Here is a 19,602-nt window from a genome sequence, read left to right on the forward strand (position 1 = left end):
TAGTGGGGAGGGAAGCATGCTTGCTTTACCGGATGCTGAGAGACGTAAACTAGAAGCTCAATTGCATGAACAGCTACGCCAAGACTGCGATCAGTCCGAAGCTATTGGTTACCGACCAAAAATATTTCGTCAGATGCTGGCCGAAAGTGGACCCGTTGAGGCTTGTCTTCGGGTTATCATGACAGACAAAATTCCAGATGGTTTTATTACTCTGTTAGAGAAGAAACGCCTCGATCTTACCGCAGAAGCGACAATACTTCGTGGGCCTTGGCGGGTGTTATTTCAGTCTACCGAATTAGACCGCGCACGAAACCGCCTGCGTCAGTACGGTCGTCCAGATTTAGCCGTGCCTTAGATGCTTGAAATTAACCCCGTCCGCGATACGGCGCGACGCCCTGATCGGGCACCCACACGCCTTTCGGCAGCGTGCCGGTCTGCCAGAACACGTCGATGGGAATGCCGCCGCGCGGGTACCAGTAGCCCCCGATCCGCAGCCAGCGCGGCTTGATCTCCTTCGCGACGCGCTTGGCGATGGAAATCGTGCAGTCCTCGTGGAAGCCGCCATGGTTGCGAAAGCTCGCCAGATACAATTTGAGCGCCTTGGATTCGACCAGCCAGTCGCCGGGCACATAGTCGAGCACGAGATGCGCGAAATCAGGCTGGCCGGTGATCGGGCACAGCGTGGTGAACTCCGGCGCCACGAACCGCACCAGATAGTGGTCCTTCGGGTGCGGATTCGGCACGCGGTCGAGTTTCGCCTCATCCGGCGAGGCCGGCATTTTCACCGGTTGGCCGAGTTGCAGCGATGATGCGGCGGTTTTGCGGGGCTTTCGTGACATGGCTTTCTCCGTCGCCCTTGATAGCCAAATCAAGCTGGTTCCGCACGGCCTTTTCCCGCGCCAACGGTTGCGCTAGAAGCGGCCCCACGATTACCCACCCATTCGGAAGAGGCGCACATGACTGCCATTGTCGACATCATCGGCCGCGAAATTCTCGATAGCCGGGGCAATCCGACGGTCGAGGTCGACGTGGTGCTGGAGGACGGCTCGATCGGCCGCGCCGCGGTGCCGTCGGGCGCGTCGACCGGCGCGCACGAGGCAGTCGAACTGCGCGATGGCGACAAGGGCCGTTATGGCGGCAAGGGCGTGCAGAAGGCGGTCGAGGCCGTCAACGGCGAGATTTTCGACGCCATCGGCGGCATGGACGCCGAGCAGCAGGTCCAGATCGACCAGACCATGATCGATCTCGACGGCACCCCCAACAAGAGCCGCCTCGGCGCCAACGCCATTCTCGGCGTGTCGCTTGCGGTGGCCAAGGCCAGCGCGGAATCGCTCGACATGCCGCTCTATCGTTATGTCGGTGGCACCTCGGCGCGCACTTTGCCGGTGCCGATGATGAACATCGTCAATGGCGGCGTTCACGCCGACAACCCGATCGACTTCCAGGAAATCATGGTGATGCCGGTCGGCGCGGCAACCTTCGCCGAGGCGCTGCGCTGCGGTGCCGAGATTTTCCACACGCTGAAGGGCGAACTGAAGAAGGCCGGTCACAACACCAATGTCGGCGACGAGGGCGGATTCGCGCCGAACCTGCCGTCGGCGGACGCGGCGATCGATTTTGTCATGAGCGCCATCGGCAAGGCCGGTTACAAGGCCGGCGGCGACGTCATGCTGGCGCTCGACTGCGCCTCGACCGAGTTCTTCAAGGACGGCAAGTATGTCTATGAAGGCGAGAAGAAGACCCGCTCGCGCTCCGAGCAGGCCAAGTATCTCGCGGATCTCGTGTCGCGTTATCCGATCGTCTCGATTGAGGACGGCATGGCGGAAGACGACATGGACGGCTGGAAGGAACTGACCGACCTGATCGGCGCGAAATGCCAGCTCGTTGGCGACGACCTGTTCGTCACCAACGTCACGCGGCTGGCCGACGGCATCAAGAAGGGCCTCGGCAATTCCATTCTCGTGAAGGTCAACCAGATCGGTTCGCTGACCGAGACGCTTGCCGCCGTCGAACTCGCACACAAGTCGGCCTACACCGCAGTGATGTCGCATCGCTCGGGCGAGACCGAGGATTCGACCATCGCCGATCTCGCGGTCGCGACCAACTGCGGGCAGATCAAGACCGGCTCGCTGGCGCGTGCCGACCGCACCGCCAAGTACAACCAGCTCCTGCGCATCGAGCAGCAGCTTGGCAAGCAGGGCATCTATGCCGGACGTTCGGCGCTCAAGGCGCTGGGGTAATTCTTCTTCCCTCTCCCACAAGGCAGAGGGTTTGCTCCGTGCATGCCGCACTTTCGGAACTGTCATGCCCGGCCTTGTGCCGGGCATCCCGCTCAGGTTTGGCACGGTGCGTCCCTGATCGGGATCACCGGGACAAGCCCGGTGATGACATCCAATGCAAATCTTGCTCCTCAGGACGATGAAGTGACTGCTGCGATCTAAGCGGCGCACATGCGATCATCGCACCCCCCATGCGCTCTCGCTCATCCGGCTTGCCTTCGCGCGATAACCTCGCGACACTTCCGCAAAATCAACAAACGCAAGGAAGCTCGCCCATGCAAGGTCCGCTCGCGGGAATCAAGGTCATCGAAATCGGACAGGCGCTGGCGGGGCCGCTGGCGGGCGCAATCCTGGCCGACATGGGCGCCGATGTCGTCAAGATCGAAAAGCCGGACGGCGGCGACGATGCGCGCGGGTGGGGGCCACCGTTCGTCGAGGAATCCTCGATCATGTTTCACGTCACCAACCGCAACAAGCGTTCGGTGACGCTCGACATGAAGAACGCCGCCGATGTCGAGAAGCTCAAGACGCTGGTGCGCGATGCCGACATTCTCATACAAAACCTGCGCTCCGGCGTGGTCGCGGCGCTCGGCGTCGGGCCGAAGGACATGATGGCGGTCAATCCGCGCCTAATCTATTGCTCGATCTGGGCGTTCGGCCCGAAGGGCCCGCTCTCGAAAGCGCCGGGTTTCGATCCGCTGTTGCAGGCGTTCTCCGGCGTGATGATGCAGACCGGCCGCGCGGAAGACCCGCCGACCTTTTGCGCGCCCGCGATCAACGACAAGGCGACCGCGCAGTGGTGCGTGATCGGCGCGCTGGCGGCGCTTCAGCAACGCCACGTCACCGGCAAGGGCTGCGTGATCGACACCTCGCTGCTCGACAGCGCGGCGTCATGGGTCGATACCTCGCTCGCGACCTATCGCGTCACCGGCGATCTCGCGCCGCGCACCGGCACCGCCGCTCCATCCATCGTGCCGTATCAGGTGTTCGAGACCGCTGACAAGCCGATGGTGATCGCCGCCGGCTACGACCGTCTGTTCCATCGCTGCGCGCAAGTTCTCGGCCGCCCTGAATGGATCACCGACGAACGCTTCGCACGCGGCCGCGACCGCGCCGTTCATCGCGAGGTCCTGATTCCGATGATGCAGGACGTGGTGCGCACGAAAACCCGCGCCGAATGGATCGCGGCATTCGAGGCGGTCGGCGTGCCGTGCGGGCCGGTGAATACGTTCGTCGAACTGTCGGAGACCGAGCAGTTCAAGGCGGTGGATCTGATCCGCAAGCTGCCGGGCAGCGGGCTCGATGTCATCGGCCTGCCGATTTCCTTCGATGGTCAGCGCCCGCATCCGCGTTCCGGCGCGCCCAAGCTCGGCGAGCATAATGATGAGGTGCTGGGGTGAGCACATCGATCTCGCAGTAATATTTTCAATGAGGGTCGATACACGCTCAATGTCATGCCCGGCCTTGTGCCGGGCATCTCGCTTAGGGGCCAACCGTGCCCGCCTGATCGGGGTCACCGGGACAGGCCCGGTGACGACATCTCATTTTGGCGCAGCATCCGGACACAAAGCGCCTCATCCTTCGAGACGCGATCCTTCGGATCGCTCCTCCGGATGAGGGAAGGTTCTCAGCCCGCGTCACATTCGCGTCAGAGGCGCGAAAATGGGACACAGATCACGCGCATGGCAAGTACATGCACTTGCATCATTCCCGCTGTCCCGCTAACTGAGCGCCGACCATTTGTTTGCCCGAACCCGAAAGGATCGTTTCATGGCCCAGACCGTCGCCGTCATCGTCGGCAGCCTCCGCAAGGAATCATTCACGCTCAAGATCGCCAATGCGCTGGCGAAGCTCGCGCCGCCGTCGTTGAAGCTCGAGATCGTGACGCTGCACGGCCTGTCGTTTTTCAATCAGGACCTCGAAGCCAATCCGCCGGCGGACTGGGTGTCGTTCCGCGAAAAAATTCAGGCATCGGATGCGGTGCTGTTCGTGACGCCGGAATACAACCGCTCGATTCCCGGCGTGCTGAAAAACGCCATCGACGTCGGCTCGCGCCCCTCGGGCCAGAGTTCGTTCAAGACCAAGCCGATCGGAATCGTCGCCAATTCGCCCGGTCCGCTCGGCGGCGTGTGTGCGGCGATGAACCTCAAGCAGATCCTGCCGGGTTATTGCGGCCCGATCCTGCAACAGCCGGAAATCTACCTGAACGGGGTGGGCGATGCCTTCGACGACAAGGGCAATCTCACCAAGGAAGCCCTTCAAAAGGTGTTGAAGCAGTACATCGACGCCTACGCCGCCCATGTCGAGCGTCACCGGGCCGTTGGTTGATGGCTCTGCTGGCCGGAATGGGGAGCTGCCGCACGAGGTGCGGCGGGGCAGCCGAGCCACGGCACTCCAAAATTTGAACGGCAGATGACGGTGCGGCGGGATTATTAGCTCCGAATTAACCGAGCTGTCGCATCGTCATGCCATGGTATCCCGCGCTCGACTTAAAGGCATCATGACCGGCATCGCGCTTTATGCGATCGCGGCGGCGTGCATTGCCTATTTCGGCGTCAATGCCTACACGGGCAAGTACGGTCTCAACGCGCGCATGGAACTCGACCACGAAATCGTTGCGCTGACCGACGAACTCGCGCGTCTCAAGCAGGAGCGGCTGAAAGCCGAGCAGCGCGTCGCGCTGTTGCGCTCCGATAAGGTCGATCCGGACATGCTCGACGAGCGGGCGCGTTACCAGCTCGATTACGCCGACCCGCGCGATCTGGTGCGGATGCTTTCGGCGAATTGAAATCACAAATTTCAAAATTCGCGCAATTCAATCTCATAAATTTCGCGTTCGCTGCGCTGCAAGATAAGCAGTGAATGTGTCGCGCATTGCTATGCTTTCAAGCCGAAACGTGTTGGGGTAGAGAGGGTCATCGCTCTCTCATCCGGACACCTCATGTCAGCTGCTAAGACTTCGGCACCCGTCAAAAAAAGCGGTGCGCAGGACGCGGGCAACGACGCTCGCAAGCCTGAGACGCTCAAGTTCACCAAGGATCAGGAACTGCAAGCATTCCGCGAGATGCTGCTGATCCGCCGCTTCGAGGAAAAAGCCGGTCAGCTGTACGGCATGGGCGCGATCGGCGGTTTCTGCCATCTCTACATCGGCCAGGAAGCGATCGTGGTCGGGATGCAGATGGCACTGAAGCAGGGCGACCAGGTCATCACCGGCTATCGCGATCACGGCCACATGCTCGCCACCGGCATGGACCCCAAGGGCGTGATGGCCGAACTGACCGGCCGCCGTGGAGGCTACTCCAAGGGCAAGGGCGGCTCGATGCACATGTTCAGCAAGGAGAAGAATTTCTTCGGCGGACACGGCATCGTCGGCGCGCAGGTGCCGCTCGGCACCGGCCTCGCATTCGCCAACCGCTATCGCGGCAACGATAACGTCAGCGTCGCCTATTTCGGCGACGGCGCGGCCAACCAGGGCCAGGTCTACGAAAGTTTCAACATGGCGGAGCTGTGGAAGCTGCCCGTCATCTATGTTGTCGAGAATAACCGCTATGCGATGGGCACTTCGGTGACGCGCTCCTCGGCGCAGACCGATTTCTCCAAGCGCGGCGTGTCGTTCAACATTCCCGGCCTGCAGGTCGACGGCATGGACGTGCGCGCGGTGAAGGCGGCCGGCGAAATGGCCGTTGCATGGTGCCGCGAAGCCAAGGGCCCCTACATTCTCGAAATGCAGACCTATCGCTATCGCGGCCACTCGATGTCCGATCCGGCGAAGTACCGGACCCGCGAGGAAGTCGACAAGGTTCGCCACGATCAGGATCCGATCGAGCAGGTGCGCCAGCGCCTGCTGGCGCTCAAGGTCAGCGAGCAGGATCTGAAGGCGATCGACGCCGAGGTGCGCGACATCGTCAACGAGGCCGCCGACTTCGCGCAGCACGATCCCGAGCCGGACGCGTCCGAACTCTACACCGACATCTACCGATAAGCGCGGAGCGACCATGCCGATTCAAGTTCTCATGCCTGCGCTTTCGCCGACGATGGAGAAGGGCAACCTCTCCAAATGGCTGAAGAAGGAAGGCGAAGCCATCAAGTCCGGCGACGTCATCGCCGAAATTGAAACCGACAAAGCGACGATGGAAGTCGAGGCGACCGACGAGGGCACCCTCGGCAAGATCCTCATTCCCGAAGGGACGGCGGACGTTGCCGTGAACACGCCGATCGCCACCATTCTGGCGGACGGCGAGGATGCTTCGGCTGTGGCCAGCGCGCCGGCGCCGCAGGCAAAACCGGCGGCCGCGCCGTCTCCTGAAGTTCAGCAGGAAGTTGAAGAGTCGCGTTCACCGGTCGGTGAAGGCAAGCCGATGATCAACGCGCCGGCGAGTGTCTCGACACCGGCCGCACCCGCCGCGAAGGTGGAGCCCGATCCGGATATTCCGGAAGGCACCGAAATGGTGACGATGACGGTGCGTGAAGCGCTGCGCGACGCCATGGCCGAGGAAATGCGCCGCGACGGCGATGTGTTCGTCATGGGCGAAGAGGTCGCCGAATATCAGGGCGCCTACAAGATCACGCAGGGGTTGCTGCAGGAATTCGGCGACAGGCGCGTCATCGACACGCCGATCACCGAACACGGCTTCGCCGGTGTCGGCATCGGCGCGGCGTTCGCGGGCCTGAAACCGATCGTCGAGTTCATGACCTTCAACTTCGCCATGCAGGCGATCGACCAGATCGTCAACTCCGCCGCCAAGACGCTTTATATGTCCGGCGGCCAGATGGGTTGCTCGATCGTGTTCCGCGGGCCGAACGGTGCCGCCGCGCGCGTCGCCGCCCAGCACAGCCAGGATTACTCGGCGTGGTACTCGCAGATTCCGGGCCTCAAGGTGGTCGCGCCGTATTCGGCGGCGGATGCCAAGGGATTGCTCAAGGCTGCGATCCGCGATCCGAACCCGGTGATCTTCCTCGAAAACGAAATCCTCTATGGCCACTCGGGCGAAGTGCCGAAGCTCGACGATTACGTCCTTCCGATCGGCAAGGCGCGCATCGTGCGCTCAGGCAGTCACGTCACGCTGATCGCGTGGTCGCATGCGATGACCTACGCCCTCAAGGCGGCGGACGAACTCGCCAAGGAGGGCATCGAGGCCGAACTGATCGACCTGCGGACGATCCGCCCGATGGACACCGAAACGCTGATCGCCTCGGTGAAGAAGACCGGGCGCGCGGTGGTGGTCGAGGAGGGCTGGCAGCAGTCCGGCGTCGGCGCCGAGATCGCGGCGCGGCTGATGGAGCAGGCGTTCGACTATCTCGATGCGCCGGTGGCGCGGGTGTCCGGCAAGGACGTGCCGATGCCGTATGCGGCGAACCTCGAAAAGCTGGCGCTGCCGACGGTGGCCGAAGTCGTCGAGGCCGCCAAGGCCGTAAGCTACCGCTGAGAGAGCAGGGTCTCACCATGCCGATCAATATTCTGATGCCTGCGCTTTCGCCCACGATGGAAAAGGGAAACCTTGCCAAGTGGCTCAAGAAGGAAGGCGACAAGGTCAAGTCCGGCGACGTCATCGCCGAGATCGAAACCGACAAGGCGACGATGGAAGTCGAAGCCGTCGACGAGGGCACCATCGCCAAGATCCTGGTGCCTGAAGGCACGCAGGACGTGCCGATCAACAATGTCATCGCGGTGCTGGCCAGCGACGGCGAGGACGTGAAGGCGGCGGGCGCGGGCGCTGCATCGGCGAAGGCCGATGCGCCAAAGCCTCAAGCTGCGTCCGGTACCCCCTCACCCCAACCCTCTCCCCAGCGGGGAGAGGGGGCGGCTCCATCTGCGCAGGCTGCGTCCCAAAAGTCCGCGTCAGCGCCGCAGGCATCTTCACCTCTCCCCGGCGGGGAGAGGTCGCCGCCGCAGGCGGCGGGTGAGGGGGCTCCCGGCCAATCGTCTCCCCAGTCGAACGGCGCGCGCGTGTTCGCCTCGCCTTTGGCGCGGCGTCTCGCCAGGGAAGCCGGCATCGAGGTATCGCGCATCGCAGGCTCTGGCCCGCATGGCCGCATTGTCGCGCGCGATGTCGACGAGGCGAAGTCCGGCAAGGGCCTCAAGCCCGCCGCCGCCGGAGCGCCGAGCGCACCCGCAGCGGTCGGCCCGTCGGACCAGCAGGTCCGCGCGCTGTTCAAGGACGACTCTTACGAGGCGGTGCCGCACGACAACATGCGCAAGGTGATCGCGCAGCGGCTGTCGGCGTCGGATCGCGACATTCCGCAATACTATCTCACGGCGGATTGCGACATCGGCAAGCTGGTCGCGGCGCGCGAGGAGATCAACGCGCTGGCGCCGAAGGACAAGGACGGCAAGCCCGCCTACAAGCTCTCGGTCAACGACTTCGTAATCAAGGCGCTGGCGATGGCGCTGCAGCGCGTGCCGGACGCCAATGTGAGCTGGACCGACGAGGCCATGCTTCATCACAAGGTGTCGGACATCTCGGTCGCGGTCTCGATTCCGACCGGCCTGATCACGCCGATCATCCGCAACGCCCACATCAAGTCGGTGTCGCAGATTTCAGCCGACATGAAGGACCTTGCCGCGCGCGCCAAGGCGCGCAAGCTCAAGCCCGACGAATATCAGGGCGGCAGCACGGCGGTGTCGAACCTCGGCATGTACGGCATGAAGCAGTTCACCGCGGTGATCAATCCGCCGCAGTCGAGCATCCTTGCCGTTGGCATGAGCGAGGAACGCCCGGTCGTGCGCAACGGCAAGATCGAGATCGCCAACATCATGACCGTGACGCTGACCTGCGATCATCGCGCCATGGACGGCGCGCTCGGTGCGCAGTTGCTCGGCGCGTTCAAGCTCCTGATCGAAAATCCCGTTATGATGGTGGTGTGAGTCCTCCCTCTCCCTTGTGGGAGAGGGCGGCGCCGCAGGCGCCGGGTGAGGGGGAATGCTTGAGGTCTGGTGTGTGTCTGTGATTGCAGGTGGAGAGACGCGTGGCTGATACATCTTTCGACGTCGTGGTGATCGGGTCTGGTCCCGGCGGTTATGTCACCGCGATCCGCGCGGCGCAGCTCGGCTTCAAGACCGCGATCGTCGAGAAGGCCTATCTCGGCGGCATCTGCAACAACTGGGGCTGCATTCCGACCAAGGCGCTGCTGCGCTCGGCGGAAATCTTCCACTACATGAAGCACGCCAAGGATTACGGCCTGTCGGCGGACAATGTGTCGTTCGATCCCAAGGCGGTGATCGCGCGCTCGCGCGGTGTCGTGAAGCGCCTCAACGGCGGCGTCGAATTCCTGATGAAAAAGAACAAGATTCAAATCATCTGGGGTGAAGCCACGCTCGACGCGCCCGGAAAATTCACCGTCAAGAAGTCTCAGGCCGAGGCGCCGAAGGGTGCGCTCGGCGAAGGCAGCTATACCGCCAAGCACATCATCGTCGCCACCGGCGCGCGGCCGCGCGTGCTGCCGGGCCTCGAGCCCGACAAGAAACTGGTCTGGACCTATTTCGAGGCGATGAACCCGGACAAGATGCCGAAGTCGCTGCTGGTGGTCGGCTCCGGCGCCATCGGCATCGAGTTCGCCTCGTTCTATCGCACCATGGGCGCGGAGGTGACGGTGGTCGAAGTGCTGCCGCAGATTCTTCCGGTCGAGGATGCCGAGATCGCGGCGTTCGCGCGCAAGCAATTCGAGAAGCAGGGCATCAAGATCCTCGCCAATACCAAGGTCACGAAACTCGAGAAGAAAAGCGACAGCGTTGTCGCGACCATCGACGACGGCAAGAAGCCGATCACGATGGAAGTGGACCGCGTGATCTCGGCAGTCGGCGTGGTCGGCAACATCGAAGGCTTCGGGCTCGAGAAGCTCGGCGTCAAGACCGAGCGCGGCTGCATCGTGATCGACGGCTACGGCAAGACCAACGTGCCGGGCATCTACGCCATCGGCGATGTTGCAGGTCCGCCGATGCTGGCGCACAAGGCCGAGCATGAAGGCGTCATCTGCGTCGAGGCGATCAAGGGACTGCATCCGCATCCGATGGACAAACTGCTGATCCCCGGCTGCACCTATTGTCATCCGCAGATTGCTTCGGTCGGTTTGACCGAAGCCAAAGCGAAAGAGGCGGGCAAGGACATCCGCGTCGGACGCTTCCCGTTTGCCGGCAACGGCAAGGCCATCGCGCAAGGCGAAGATCAGGGCATCGTCAAGGTGGTGTTCGACAAGAAGACCGGCCAACTGCTCGGCGCGCACATGGCCGGTTCGGAGGTCACCGAACTGATCCAGGGTTTCGTCGTCGCGATGAACCTCGAGACCACCGAGGAAGAGCTCTTCCACACCATCTTCCCGCATCCGACGATTTCGGAAACGATGAAGGAGGCGGTGCTCGACGCCTACGGCCGCGTGCTCAATATGTGAGGGCGCTTAAGTTGAACGGCGTGTGAGACGAATGCGACGTGCAACACATGCGGTGTCTCTCCGCGAACGGCTATGCCCGATAATGACGAGTCTCGATTGCGTGTCGGGGCCCGACACAATGTTTTCACATTAGCAACATTACGGCCCGGGAGGGCGGTCACACATTCGCGACAGCAGCGGAACGGTTATGACGTACCGCGATTAAGTGTCAGGGCTCCAGAAGGAGACTTCCATGCGAAAGGCTATTTTGACGACGGTTTGCGCCGGCTTGATTGTGTTTGGAGCTATCGGCGCCGCTGCGGCCCAGACCTCGGGCGGGGCCGCGACCCCCGGCGCGCCGGCCAGCAACCAGACCAACGTCACCGGCACGGCAGCGTCGCCCAGCGATGCCATGGCCAAGACCACAAAGAAAAAAGCCAAGAAGTCGAAAATGAAAAAGAGCGGCGCTGAGAAGAAGATGTAAGCGCTTGTTTGCTTGGCATGAAGCGAAAGGCCGGCTCCAGAGCCGGCCTTTTTTCGTCGTGGATAGCGTGGCGATCGGGAGTTCCGGCCACGAATTCGAGCTATCATTCTTCCACGGATAACAGCGATGGGTGAGGGACGATGAACGATGCACAGGCTTTCCTTAGCCAGCCGGGAGTCGGCTTTTTCACCATGCTGCTGATCGGCGCCATCGCCGGCTGGATCGCCGAGCGGGTCACCGAGTCCGACCACGGCATCTTTACCAATATCCTGGTCGGCATTGCCGGCGCTTTCGTCGGGGCCAAGCTCGCCGAACTGGCGCAAGTCCCGGTGTTCGGCGTCTTCCGGACGCTGCTTTCGGCTTCGATCGGCGCGATCCTGATCCTGTTCGCCTGGCGCGCCCTGCGCGGGCGCTGATCGCCTTTCACCCGGAAACGGTTGCCTTGATGCACGGCGGGAAGGTTGCCGTAGCGCAACGGATGTTGCGCGCCCGCAACAGTACGTCAACATTTGATGGCCGTGCCGCGTAGCCCTTGCGCGCGCCGCGATTTGGCCACACGCCTCCATGAAAGCGTTTCTGCGCAAGTGAAAATCTCACTCCATGCGCGAAGATATTAGAAAGTCCTTCTGTTTAAGATTTTTTGGGTTCGCGCCGGGCGGGGACTAGAGTTTGATGGACGCCAAGACCAACATCAAGGGCAGGCTACCGAGCCGTCATGTGACGGAGGGGCCTTCGCGCGCGCCCCATCGCTCCTATCTTTACGCTATGGGTCTGACGACCCAGCAGATTCACCAGCCGTTCGTCGGCGTGGCGTCGTGCTGGAACGAGGCGGCGCCGTGCAACATCGCCCTGATGCGGCAGGCCCAGGCGGCCAAGAAGGGCGTCGCGTCCGCCGGCGGCACCCCCCGCGAGTTCTGCACCATCACCGTCACCGACGGTATCGCCATGGGCCACGAGGGCATGCGGTCGTCGCTGCCGTCGCGCGAAACCATCGCGGATTCCGTCGAACTGACCGTCCGCGGCCATGCCTATGATGCCCTGATCGGGATCGCCGGCTGCGACAAGTCCTTGCCCGGCATGATGATGGCGATGCTGCGCCTCAACGTGCCCTCGATCTTCATCTATGGCGGCTCGATCCTGCCCGGCAATTTCCGCGGTCAGCAGGTCACGGTTCAGGACATGTTCGAGGCGGTCGGCAAGCACTCGGTCGGCGAAATGTCCGACGACGACCTCGATGAAATCGAGCGGGTGGCGTGTCCGTCGGCCGGCGCCTGCGGCGCCCAGTTCACCGCCAACACCATGGCGACCGTCTCCGAAGCCATCGGCCTCGCGCTTCCGTACTCGGCCGGCGCTCCGGCGCCCTACGAAATCCGTGACGCGTTCTGCGCGGCGGCCGGTGAAAAGATCATGGAGCTGATCGCCAGCAATCTTCGGCCGCGCGATATCGTGACCCGTAAGTCCTTGGAAAACGCCGCTGCCGTGGTCGCCGCGTCCGGCGGTTCGACGAATGCCGCGCTGCATCTACCGGCCATGGCGCACGAATGCGGGATCGACTTCGACCTTTTTGACGTCGCCGAAATCTTCAAAAAGACACCGTATATCGCGGATTTGAAGCCCGGCGGCCGTTATGTCGCCAAAGACATGTTTGAAGCTGGCGGCATACCGCTGCTGATGAAGACACTTCTCGACAACGGCTACCTGCACGGCGACTGCATGACGGTCACCGGCCGGACCATTGCCGAAAATTTGAAGAGCGTGAAATGGAATCCGCATCAGGATGTGGTGCGGCCAGCCGATAATCCGATCACCCCGACGGGTGGCGTGGTCGGCATGAAGGGTAATCTCGCGCCCGACGGTGCGATCGTGAAAGTCGCCGGAATGTCCACGCTGAAGTTCACAGGACCCGCACGCTGCTTCGATTGCGAAGAAGACGCGTTCGATGTCGTGAACCGCAAGGCGTACAACGAAGGCGAAGTCATCGTCATCCGCTACGAGGGCCCCAGGGGCGGCCCCGGAATGCGCGAGATGCTTCAGACCACCGCCGCCCTGACCGGTCAGGGCATGGGCGGCAAGGTCGCACTCATCACCGACGGACGGTTTTCAGGCGCGACGCGCGGGTTTTGCGTCGGCCATGTTGGCCCCGAGGCTGCCGTGGGCGGCCCGATCGGCCTGATCCGTGATGGCGACATCATCGAACTGGATGCGGTCAACGGCACACTCAATGTCAGATTGACCGACGCCGAACTGGCGGAACGGAAGAAGAGCTGGAAGCCGCGCGAAAGCGCGGTTGGGTCGGGAGTGCTTTGGAAATATGCCCAGCAGGTCGGTCCGGCGGTTAAAGGCGCCGTAACGCATCCGGGCGGGGCGGGTGAGAAAACGTGTTATGCGGATATCTAGGCGTGTTGTTATTGCGGCTTGCGTAACCGTCACGTCGATCGTGACGGCACCGGCTTTCGCGTTCGAGGGCACTGCCACGGACGGCCAGGGCCCATCCGCCGCTGTCATCGCCGCGCCTTCGGGCGTCGCGGTCCTCAAGGCGGCTCCGGTGGCGCCTGCCGGCTCCCTGACTGCCCTGCAATACGCCGCGGAGGGTGGTCATCCCGCCGCGCAATGGAAGCTCGGACGGATGTATGCCGACGGCAATGGCGTGCCGCGCGACGATCTGCGGGCCTTCGAATATTTCAGCCGGATCGCGAACCAGCACGCCGAGGACAATCCGGCGGCGCCGCAGGCGACCATCGTTGCCAATGCCTTCGTGGCCCTCGGCCGCTACTATACTGCGGGCATCGCCAACTCACGGATCAAGGCCGACCCCGAGCGTGCGCGCGAAATGTATTCCTACGCGGCGTCCTATTTCGGCAACGCGGAAGCGCAATACAGCCTCGCCCGGATGTATCTCGACGGCGTCGGTGCGCCGCGTGACGTGAAGTACGGCGTGCGCTGGCTGGGTCTTGCCGCTCAGAAGGGCCAGCATCAGGCGCAGGCACTCCTCGGCCAGATGCTGTTCAACGGCGACCATCTCCAGCGCCAGGCCGCGCGCGGCCTGATGTGGCTGACGCTCGCGCAGGAAAGCGCGACTGCGGACGAGAGCTGGATTCACGAGAGCTACAACGCGGCGATCCGCAAGGCGTCGGAAGACGATCGTGCGATGGCGTTGAAGATGCTCGAGCGCTGGGTTCAGGGCCGCCGGGACTGACCGCGCGGCCGCCCGTTCACCGATTGTTGAAATCAAGGTCCGCCCATATCGGGACGTGATCCGACGCCTTCTCCCATCCCCTGACATGACGATCGATGCCGGCATCCACGAGCCGATCGCTGGCCTGTGGGGACAGGAGCAGGTGATCGATCCGGATGCCGTTGTTCTTCGGCCATGCGCCTGCCTGATAATCCCAGAAGGTGTATTGGCGCGGTTCGTCGCTGACGGCGCGAAACGCATCGGTCAATCCGATGTTGATGAGCGCCTGGAAGCGTTCCCGTGTCGGCGGCAGGAACAGGGCGTCGCCGAGCCAGGCCTGCGGATTGTAAACATCCTCAGGGGTGGGGATTACGTTGAAGTCGCCTGCCAGAACGAACGGCTCTTCGCTTTTCAAGCGCTCTTTCGAATAGGCAAGAAGCCGATCCATCCATTTGAGTTTATAAGGATATTTCTCCGTCTGGGGCGGGTTTCCGTTGGGCAAATAAAGGCAGGCGACGCGGAGCGTTCCGCGCCCATGTGACACCACGCCCTCTAGGAAGCGGGCGTGAAGATCTTCCGGATCGCCGGCCAACTGAGGGCGGACTTCCTCGAACGGAAGTTTCGAGAGCAGGGCGACGCCGTTGAACGTCTTCTGACCGTGGGTCGCGACATTGTAGCCGAGCGCCTCGATCGGTTCGCGCGGGAACGCGTCATCGACGCATTTGATTTCCTGCAGGCAGACGACGTCGGGTGAACGCTCCTTGAGCCAGACCAGAAGCTGGTCGAGCCGCTGCCGGACAGAGTTAACGTTCCAGGTGGCAATGCGCATGGACAGTTCCGTTGACCAAAATCGGCGGGAATTCGTGAGCCAGCCGTACCATGATCGCGCCCGGTGTGGTAAGCTATTAGGAAATAGCGTTGGAAAACCAACGCCTAGGAGGACGGTCGAAGGACCGGCTGCGATGTTGCGGCCGAAGCCCGACGAGAGAACATGACGCAAAATCCGGGATATAAACGAAAACTGCTGATCGCCGCGGCAGTGCTGGCTATCGGTGGGGTGGCGGCTGTCGTTACTCAGCAATCATGGACGAAAAGCGAAAGCGCGGTCCACAAGCCGGCGCGTGCCCGCACGGTCGCGGTCGAGATTACCAAGGCCGAAAAGAAACCTGTGCCCTTCGATATCGATGCCATTGGCAAGGTCACCCCGGTCGCCAGCGTGGCGCTGAAGTCCCGTGTCGAAACCACGATCGTTTCGGTGCATTTCGAGGATGGCGCGCGGGTCAACAAGGGCGATCTGCTGTTTACCCTCGATGCGCGCCAAATCGATGCACAGATTGCGCAGGCCGAAGGCACGCTGGCCAAGGATCGGTCGCAACTCGTCGCCGCGCAGCGCGATCTCACGCGTTATTCCGAGCTGATCGGCAAGGGCGCAACCACCCAAGTCAATGTCGACAACGCCAAGACGCAGACCGATGCGATGATCGCCACCATTCAGACCGATCAGTCGGCGCTGGATAATCTGAAGGTTCAGAAAAGCTTCACCGTCATCACTGCACCGATTTCAGGGCGAATTAGTGCCGCTTCGGTGAAAGCAGGCAACTTCGTGCGGCCTGCGGATACCTCACCGCTCGCCACCATCAACCAGATGGTCCCGGTTTATGTCGCGTTCGCAATTCCGCAGCGGGTCCTGAGCGATCTGCGCGAGGCGATGAAGACAGGCCAGACCAAGGTGGTCGCCACGATTCCCGGCAACAAGGCGTCGGAGCGGGGCACTGTGGCGATGGTCGACAACACAGTGGATGCCACGACCGGCATGGTCACTATTCGCGGCATCATGGACAACACCAGCGAAGTGTTGTGGCCAGGCACGCTGGTGAACGTCAAGCTGACGATCAGGACGGAAGAGGCGGTGATCGTGCCGTCGGTCGCGGTCCAGCGCAGTCAGGACGGGGACTTCGTCTTTGTGGTGAAGGACGGCAAGGCGCACGTTCAGCCCGTCAAGGTCAGCCGCACGTTTGAAGGCACATCGGTAATTGAGGCCGGGTTGTCGGGGACGGAAAGCGTGGTCGTCGATGGCCAGTTGCTGCTGTCGGAAGGCACACAGGTCGAACAGCGGCCCCGGAAGGCAGCAGGGGCCTGACCGATGACGCTGTCGGAGCTTTGCATTCGCCGACCGGTGATGACGACGCTGATCACAGCGTCGATTATCGCGTTCGGCATTTTCGGCTTCCGGCTTTTGCCCGTATCGGCTCTCCCCAAGGTCGACTTCCCGACCATCGCTGTGACCGCCACCCTGCCGGGCGCCAGCGCGGAAACCATGGCGGCCTCGGTCGCCGGTCCGATCGAGCGGCAACTGGCGACCATCGCCGGCATCTCGTCGATGTCGTCGCGGTCGTCGCAGGGCACGTCGGTCATCACGATTCAGTTCGACCTCGACCGCGACATCGACGGCGCATCGCTCGACGTCCAGACCGCTCTCACCATCGCGCAGCGCCGGCTGCCGGTCGAAATGACCACGCCGCCGAGTTTCCGGAAGGTCAACCCGGCCGAGTATCCGGTGCTGTATCTGTCGCTCTATTCGCCGACATTGCCGCTATCGACCGTCAACGAATACGGCGAGACCACCATCGGTCAGTCGATCTCCCAGATTCCCGGCGTCGCCCAGGTCCTGATCTACGGCGCGCAGAAATTCGCGGTGCGCGTACAGGCCGATCCGGAAGCTGCCGCCGCGCGAGGTTTGTCGCTCGATGACATCCGGGCCGCGGTGTCGCGCGCCAATTCATCGACGCCGGTCGGCACCCTGAACGGTCCCGATCAGGACGTCACGCTGCAGGCCTCCGGGCAACTCGACAAGGCGGTCGACTACAATCAGGTGGTTGTGGCGTGGCGCAATGGTTCGCCGGTGAAGCTGAACGAAGTCGCCAAGGTCTACGACAGCGTCGAGAACGACAAGATCGCCACCTGGTACAACGGCAAGCGCGGCATCGTGCTCGCGATTCAGAAGCAGCCAGACGCCAATACGATCGCGGTGGTGGACGGTGTGCTGGCGAAGCTGCCGTCGCTCCGCGCGCAGGTTCCGCCGTCCGTTTCAGTCGAAACGATGTTCGACCGTTCGACGTCGATTCGGCAATCGGTGGCCGATGTCGAGGAAACCCTGTCGATCGCCGTCGGGCTGGTTATCTTCGTGATCTTCCTGTTCCTGCGTTCGGCCTCCGCGACGATGATTCCGGCGCTCGCCGTGCCAATCTCGCTGATGGGCACTTGCGCGATGATGTACGTGCTCGGCTTCTCCATCAACAACATGACGCTGCTGGCGTTGACGTTGTCGGTGGGATTCGTGGTCGACGACGCCATCGTGATGCTGGAAAACATCGTCCGGCATATCGAGCAGGGCATGAAACCGTTCGAGGCGGCGCTCAAGGGCGCGCGCGAGATCGGCTTCACAATCATATCGATTACCTTTTCGCTGATCGCGGTATTCATTCCGGTGCTGCTGATGGGTGGCATCGTCGGTCGCGTGTTCCGCGAATTCGCGATGACGATCTCGATCGCGATTATCGTGTCGGGATTCGTTTCGCTGACGCTGACCCCGATGCTCTGCGCGCGCGTCCTCAAGGCGCATGACCCTCACCACAAGCCGAATTTCATCCTGCGCTGGTTCGAGGCGGGGTTCGGCGCGATGCACCGCGCCTACGAATGGGCCCTCGATCATGTGCTGGCGCACAAGCCCGTCATGCTGATCGTCACGATCGGAACGCTCGCGGCGACGGTGTGGCTCTACATGATCGTGCCCAAGGGCTTTTTCCCGCAGGAAGACACCGGCTTCCTGATCGGGACGACGGAAGCCGCGACAGACACCTCGTTCGAAGCGATGTCGGCGCGGCACAAAGAGCTTGAGAAGATCCTGCAAACCGATCCTGCGATCGAGTTCGTCAACAGCACGGTCGGCTCGGGCGGTCCCAATCCGACCGCGAATTACGGGCGTCTGTTTCTCGGGCTGAAGCCTGCCGATCAGCGCGATCCGGCTCCCGTCATCATCGCGCGTCTGCGCGAGAAGGCGGCGCAGGTTCCCGGCTTGCAGGCGTTCTTCCAGAGCATCCAGAACCTGAATATCGGCGGCCGGGCTTCCAAGAGTCAGTACCAGTACACGCTGCAAAGCGGCGACACCGAAGCGCTTTATCGTATTGCGCCGGAACTGCGCGAGAAGATCGCCAAGGTGCCGGGCCTGCTCGACGTCACGACCGATCTGTACATCAAGAATCCACAGCTCACGATCGACATCGACCGCGAGAAGGCTGGCGTCTACGGCATCACCGCCGAGCAAATCCGCAACCAGCTTTTCAATGCCTATGGTACGCGGCAGGTCGGCACCATCTATGCGCCGTCCAACGACTACCAGATCATTCTCGAGGCGCAGCCGAAATTCCGCGTCGACCCGACCGATCTTTCCAAGCTGTATTTGAAGACCGCAGACAACCAGACCATTCCGCTCGACGCCGTCGCGAAAATGGTGCCGACGGTTGGGCCGCTCCAGATCAATCACCAGGGCCAGCAACCGGCGGTGACCATCTCGTTCAATCTCGCGTCGGGAGTTTCGCTCGGCTACGCGGTCGATCAGATCACCCAGATCGAGCAGGCCTCCAACCTGCCGGCAACGATCGCCACCGGATTCGCCGGAACGGCGCAGGTGTTCCAGGATTCGCTGCGCGGACAGGGCGTTCTCATTCTCGCCGCCGTTTTCGCGGCCTTTGTCATTCTCGGAATTCTCTACGAAAGCTTCATCCACCCAATCACGATCATCTCCGGCCTGCCGTCCGCCGGCATCGGTGCGATTCTGACGCTGATGCTGTTCAGGATGGATCTGTCGGTGATCGCGATGATCGGCATCGTCATGCTGGTCGGCATCGTCAAGAAGAATGCGATCATGATGGTCGATTTCGCGATCGAGCGCCGCCGCGTCGGCCTCAGCGCCGAACATGCCATCCGCGAAGCGGCGCTGCTGCGATTCCGCCCGATCATGATGACGACGTTTGCCGCGATCTTCGGCACGCTGCCGATCGCTCTGGGCGCGGGTGCCGGCGCGGAATTGCGTCAGCCACTCGGCGTCGCGGTAGTCGGCGGTCTGTTGATGTCGCAGCTTCTGACGCTGTTCATCACGCCGGTGATCTATATCTACCTCGACCGTATCGATCGCCGTCTGAAGCGGCGGCTCGATCCGACTCTTGAAGAGGGCGGGGAGGTTGAGCGTCCGCACATCGTCGCCGCTGAATAAGCGGCGCCGTCACGTCAGATACACGAAC

The 19,602-nt window shown here is 62.4% G+C and carries 17 protein-coding genes; 15 read left to right on the forward strand and 2 right to left on the reverse strand.

Annotation, left to right across the window (positions count from 1 at the left end):
• The first annotated feature begins 16 nt into the window (after nucleotides 1-16).
• A complete protein-coding gene (locus tag ASC80_RS23630; RefSeq protein WP_156464291.1) occupies nucleotides 17-355 on the forward strand; it encodes a hypothetical protein in 339 nt (112 codons plus the stop codon).
• A gap of 10 nt (nucleotides 356-365) precedes the next feature.
• On the opposite strand, the gene queF is transcribed toward ASC80_RS23630, so the two are convergent.
• A complete protein-coding gene (gene queF / locus ASC80_RS06475) occupies nucleotides 366-839 on the reverse strand; it encodes a preQ(1) synthase (RefSeq protein WP_056294126.1) in 474 nt (157 codons plus the stop codon).
• A gap of 117 nt (nucleotides 840-956) precedes the next feature.
• Between queF and eno the strand changes: the two genes are divergently transcribed.
• The 12 genes from eno (at nucleotide 957) to ASC80_RS06535 (ending at nucleotide 14,323) form a co-directional block, all read left to right on the forward strand.
• Nucleotides 957-2,240, forward strand: coding sequence for a phosphopyruvate hydratase (gene eno / locus ASC80_RS06480; protein WP_056294128.1), 1,284 nt, complete (start codon nucleotides 957-959; stop codon nucleotides 2,238-2,240).
• Between the two features lie 314 nt (nucleotides 2,241-2,554).
• A complete protein-coding gene (locus tag ASC80_RS06485) occupies nucleotides 2,555-3,679 on the forward strand; it encodes a CaiB/BaiF CoA transferase family protein (RefSeq protein WP_056294130.1) in 1,125 nt (374 codons plus the stop codon).
• A 370-nt stretch (nucleotides 3,680-4,049) separates the two neighbouring features.
• Nucleotides 4,050-4,607, forward strand: coding sequence for an NADPH-dependent FMN reductase (locus ASC80_RS06490; protein WP_056294133.1), 558 nt, complete (start codon nucleotides 4,050-4,052; stop codon nucleotides 4,605-4,607).
• Nucleotides 4,608-4,749: 142 nt separating this feature from the next.
• The gene (locus ASC80_RS06495; RefSeq protein WP_056294134.1) at nucleotides 4,750-5,067 is read left to right on the forward strand and encodes an FtsB family cell division protein; all 318 of its coding nucleotides are present in this window, start codon (nucleotides 4,750-4,752) and stop codon (nucleotides 5,065-5,067) included.
• A gap of 153 nt (nucleotides 5,068-5,220) precedes the next feature.
• Complete coding sequence (gene pdhA, locus ASC80_RS06500) at nucleotides 5,221-6,261, forward strand: pyruvate dehydrogenase (acetyl-transferring) E1 component subunit alpha (RefSeq protein ID WP_056294137.1); 1,041 nt, start codon at nucleotides 5,221-5,223, stop codon at nucleotides 6,259-6,261.
• Between the two features lie 13 nt (nucleotides 6,262-6,274).
• On the forward strand, nucleotides 6,275-7,705 hold the full coding sequence (locus ASC80_RS06505) for a pyruvate dehydrogenase complex E1 component subunit beta (protein ID WP_056294140.1): 1,431 nt from the start codon (nucleotides 6,275-6,277) through the stop codon (nucleotides 7,703-7,705).
• A 17-nt stretch (nucleotides 7,706-7,722) separates the two neighbouring features.
• A complete protein-coding gene (locus tag ASC80_RS06510) occupies nucleotides 7,723-9,144 on the forward strand; it encodes a pyruvate dehydrogenase complex dihydrolipoamide acetyltransferase (protein ID WP_056294143.1) in 1,422 nt (473 codons plus the stop codon).
• Nucleotides 9,145-9,245: 101 nt separating this feature from the next.
• Entirely contained in the window at nucleotides 9,246-10,664 is a 1,419-nt protein-coding gene (gene lpdA, locus ASC80_RS06515; RefSeq protein ID WP_056294146.1) for a dihydrolipoyl dehydrogenase, read from the forward strand.
• A 232-nt stretch (nucleotides 10,665-10,896) separates the two neighbouring features.
• Nucleotides 10,897-11,127, forward strand: a complete 231-nt coding sequence (locus tag ASC80_RS06520; protein ID WP_056294149.1) for a hypothetical protein — start codon at nucleotides 10,897-10,899, stop codon at nucleotides 11,125-11,127.
• Between the two features lie 140 nt (nucleotides 11,128-11,267).
• Nucleotides 11,268-11,543 carry a GlsB/YeaQ/YmgE family stress response membrane protein gene (locus tag ASC80_RS06525; RefSeq protein WP_056294151.1) on the forward strand — a complete coding sequence of 92 codons (276 nt, stop codon included), beginning with the start codon at nucleotides 11,268-11,270 and terminating at the stop codon, nucleotides 11,541-11,543.
• Between the two features lie 256 nt (nucleotides 11,544-11,799).
• Complete coding sequence (ilvD, locus tag ASC80_RS06530) at nucleotides 11,800-13,524, forward strand: dihydroxy-acid dehydratase (protein WP_056294154.1); 1,725 nt, start codon at nucleotides 11,800-11,802, stop codon at nucleotides 13,522-13,524.
• Nucleotides 13,511-14,323 carry a tetratricopeptide repeat protein gene (locus ASC80_RS06535; RefSeq protein WP_056294156.1) on the forward strand — a complete coding sequence of 271 codons (813 nt, stop codon included), beginning with the start codon at nucleotides 13,511-13,513 and terminating at the stop codon, nucleotides 14,321-14,323. The genes ilvD and ASC80_RS06535 overlap by 14 nt, the downstream gene beginning before the upstream one ends.
• 16 nt (nucleotides 14,324-14,339) lie before the next feature.
• On the opposite strand, the gene xth is transcribed toward ASC80_RS06535, so the two are convergent.
• Nucleotides 14,340-15,131 carry an exodeoxyribonuclease III gene (xth, locus tag ASC80_RS06540; RefSeq protein ID WP_056294158.1) on the reverse strand — a complete coding sequence of 264 codons (792 nt, stop codon included), beginning with the start codon at nucleotides 15,129-15,131 and terminating at the stop codon, nucleotides 14,340-14,342.
• 162 nt (nucleotides 15,132-15,293) lie between these two features.
• Between xth and ASC80_RS06545 the strand changes: the two genes are divergently transcribed.
• Nucleotides 15,294-16,442, forward strand: a complete 1,149-nt coding sequence (locus ASC80_RS06545) for an efflux RND transporter periplasmic adaptor subunit (RefSeq protein WP_056294161.1) — start codon at nucleotides 15,294-15,296, stop codon at nucleotides 16,440-16,442.
• Nucleotides 16,443-16,445: 3 nt separating this feature from the next.
• The gene (locus ASC80_RS06550; RefSeq protein ID WP_056294163.1) at nucleotides 16,446-19,574 is read left to right on the forward strand and encodes an efflux RND transporter permease subunit; all 3,129 of its coding nucleotides are present in this window, start codon (nucleotides 16,446-16,448) and stop codon (nucleotides 19,572-19,574) included.
• Nucleotides 19,575-19,602 lie beyond the last annotated feature (28 nt).

It is taken from the genome of Afipia sp. Root123D2 (genome assembly GCF_001425835.1).
Classification (GTDB): domain Bacteria; phylum Pseudomonadota; class Alphaproteobacteria; order Rhizobiales; family Xanthobacteraceae; genus Afipia.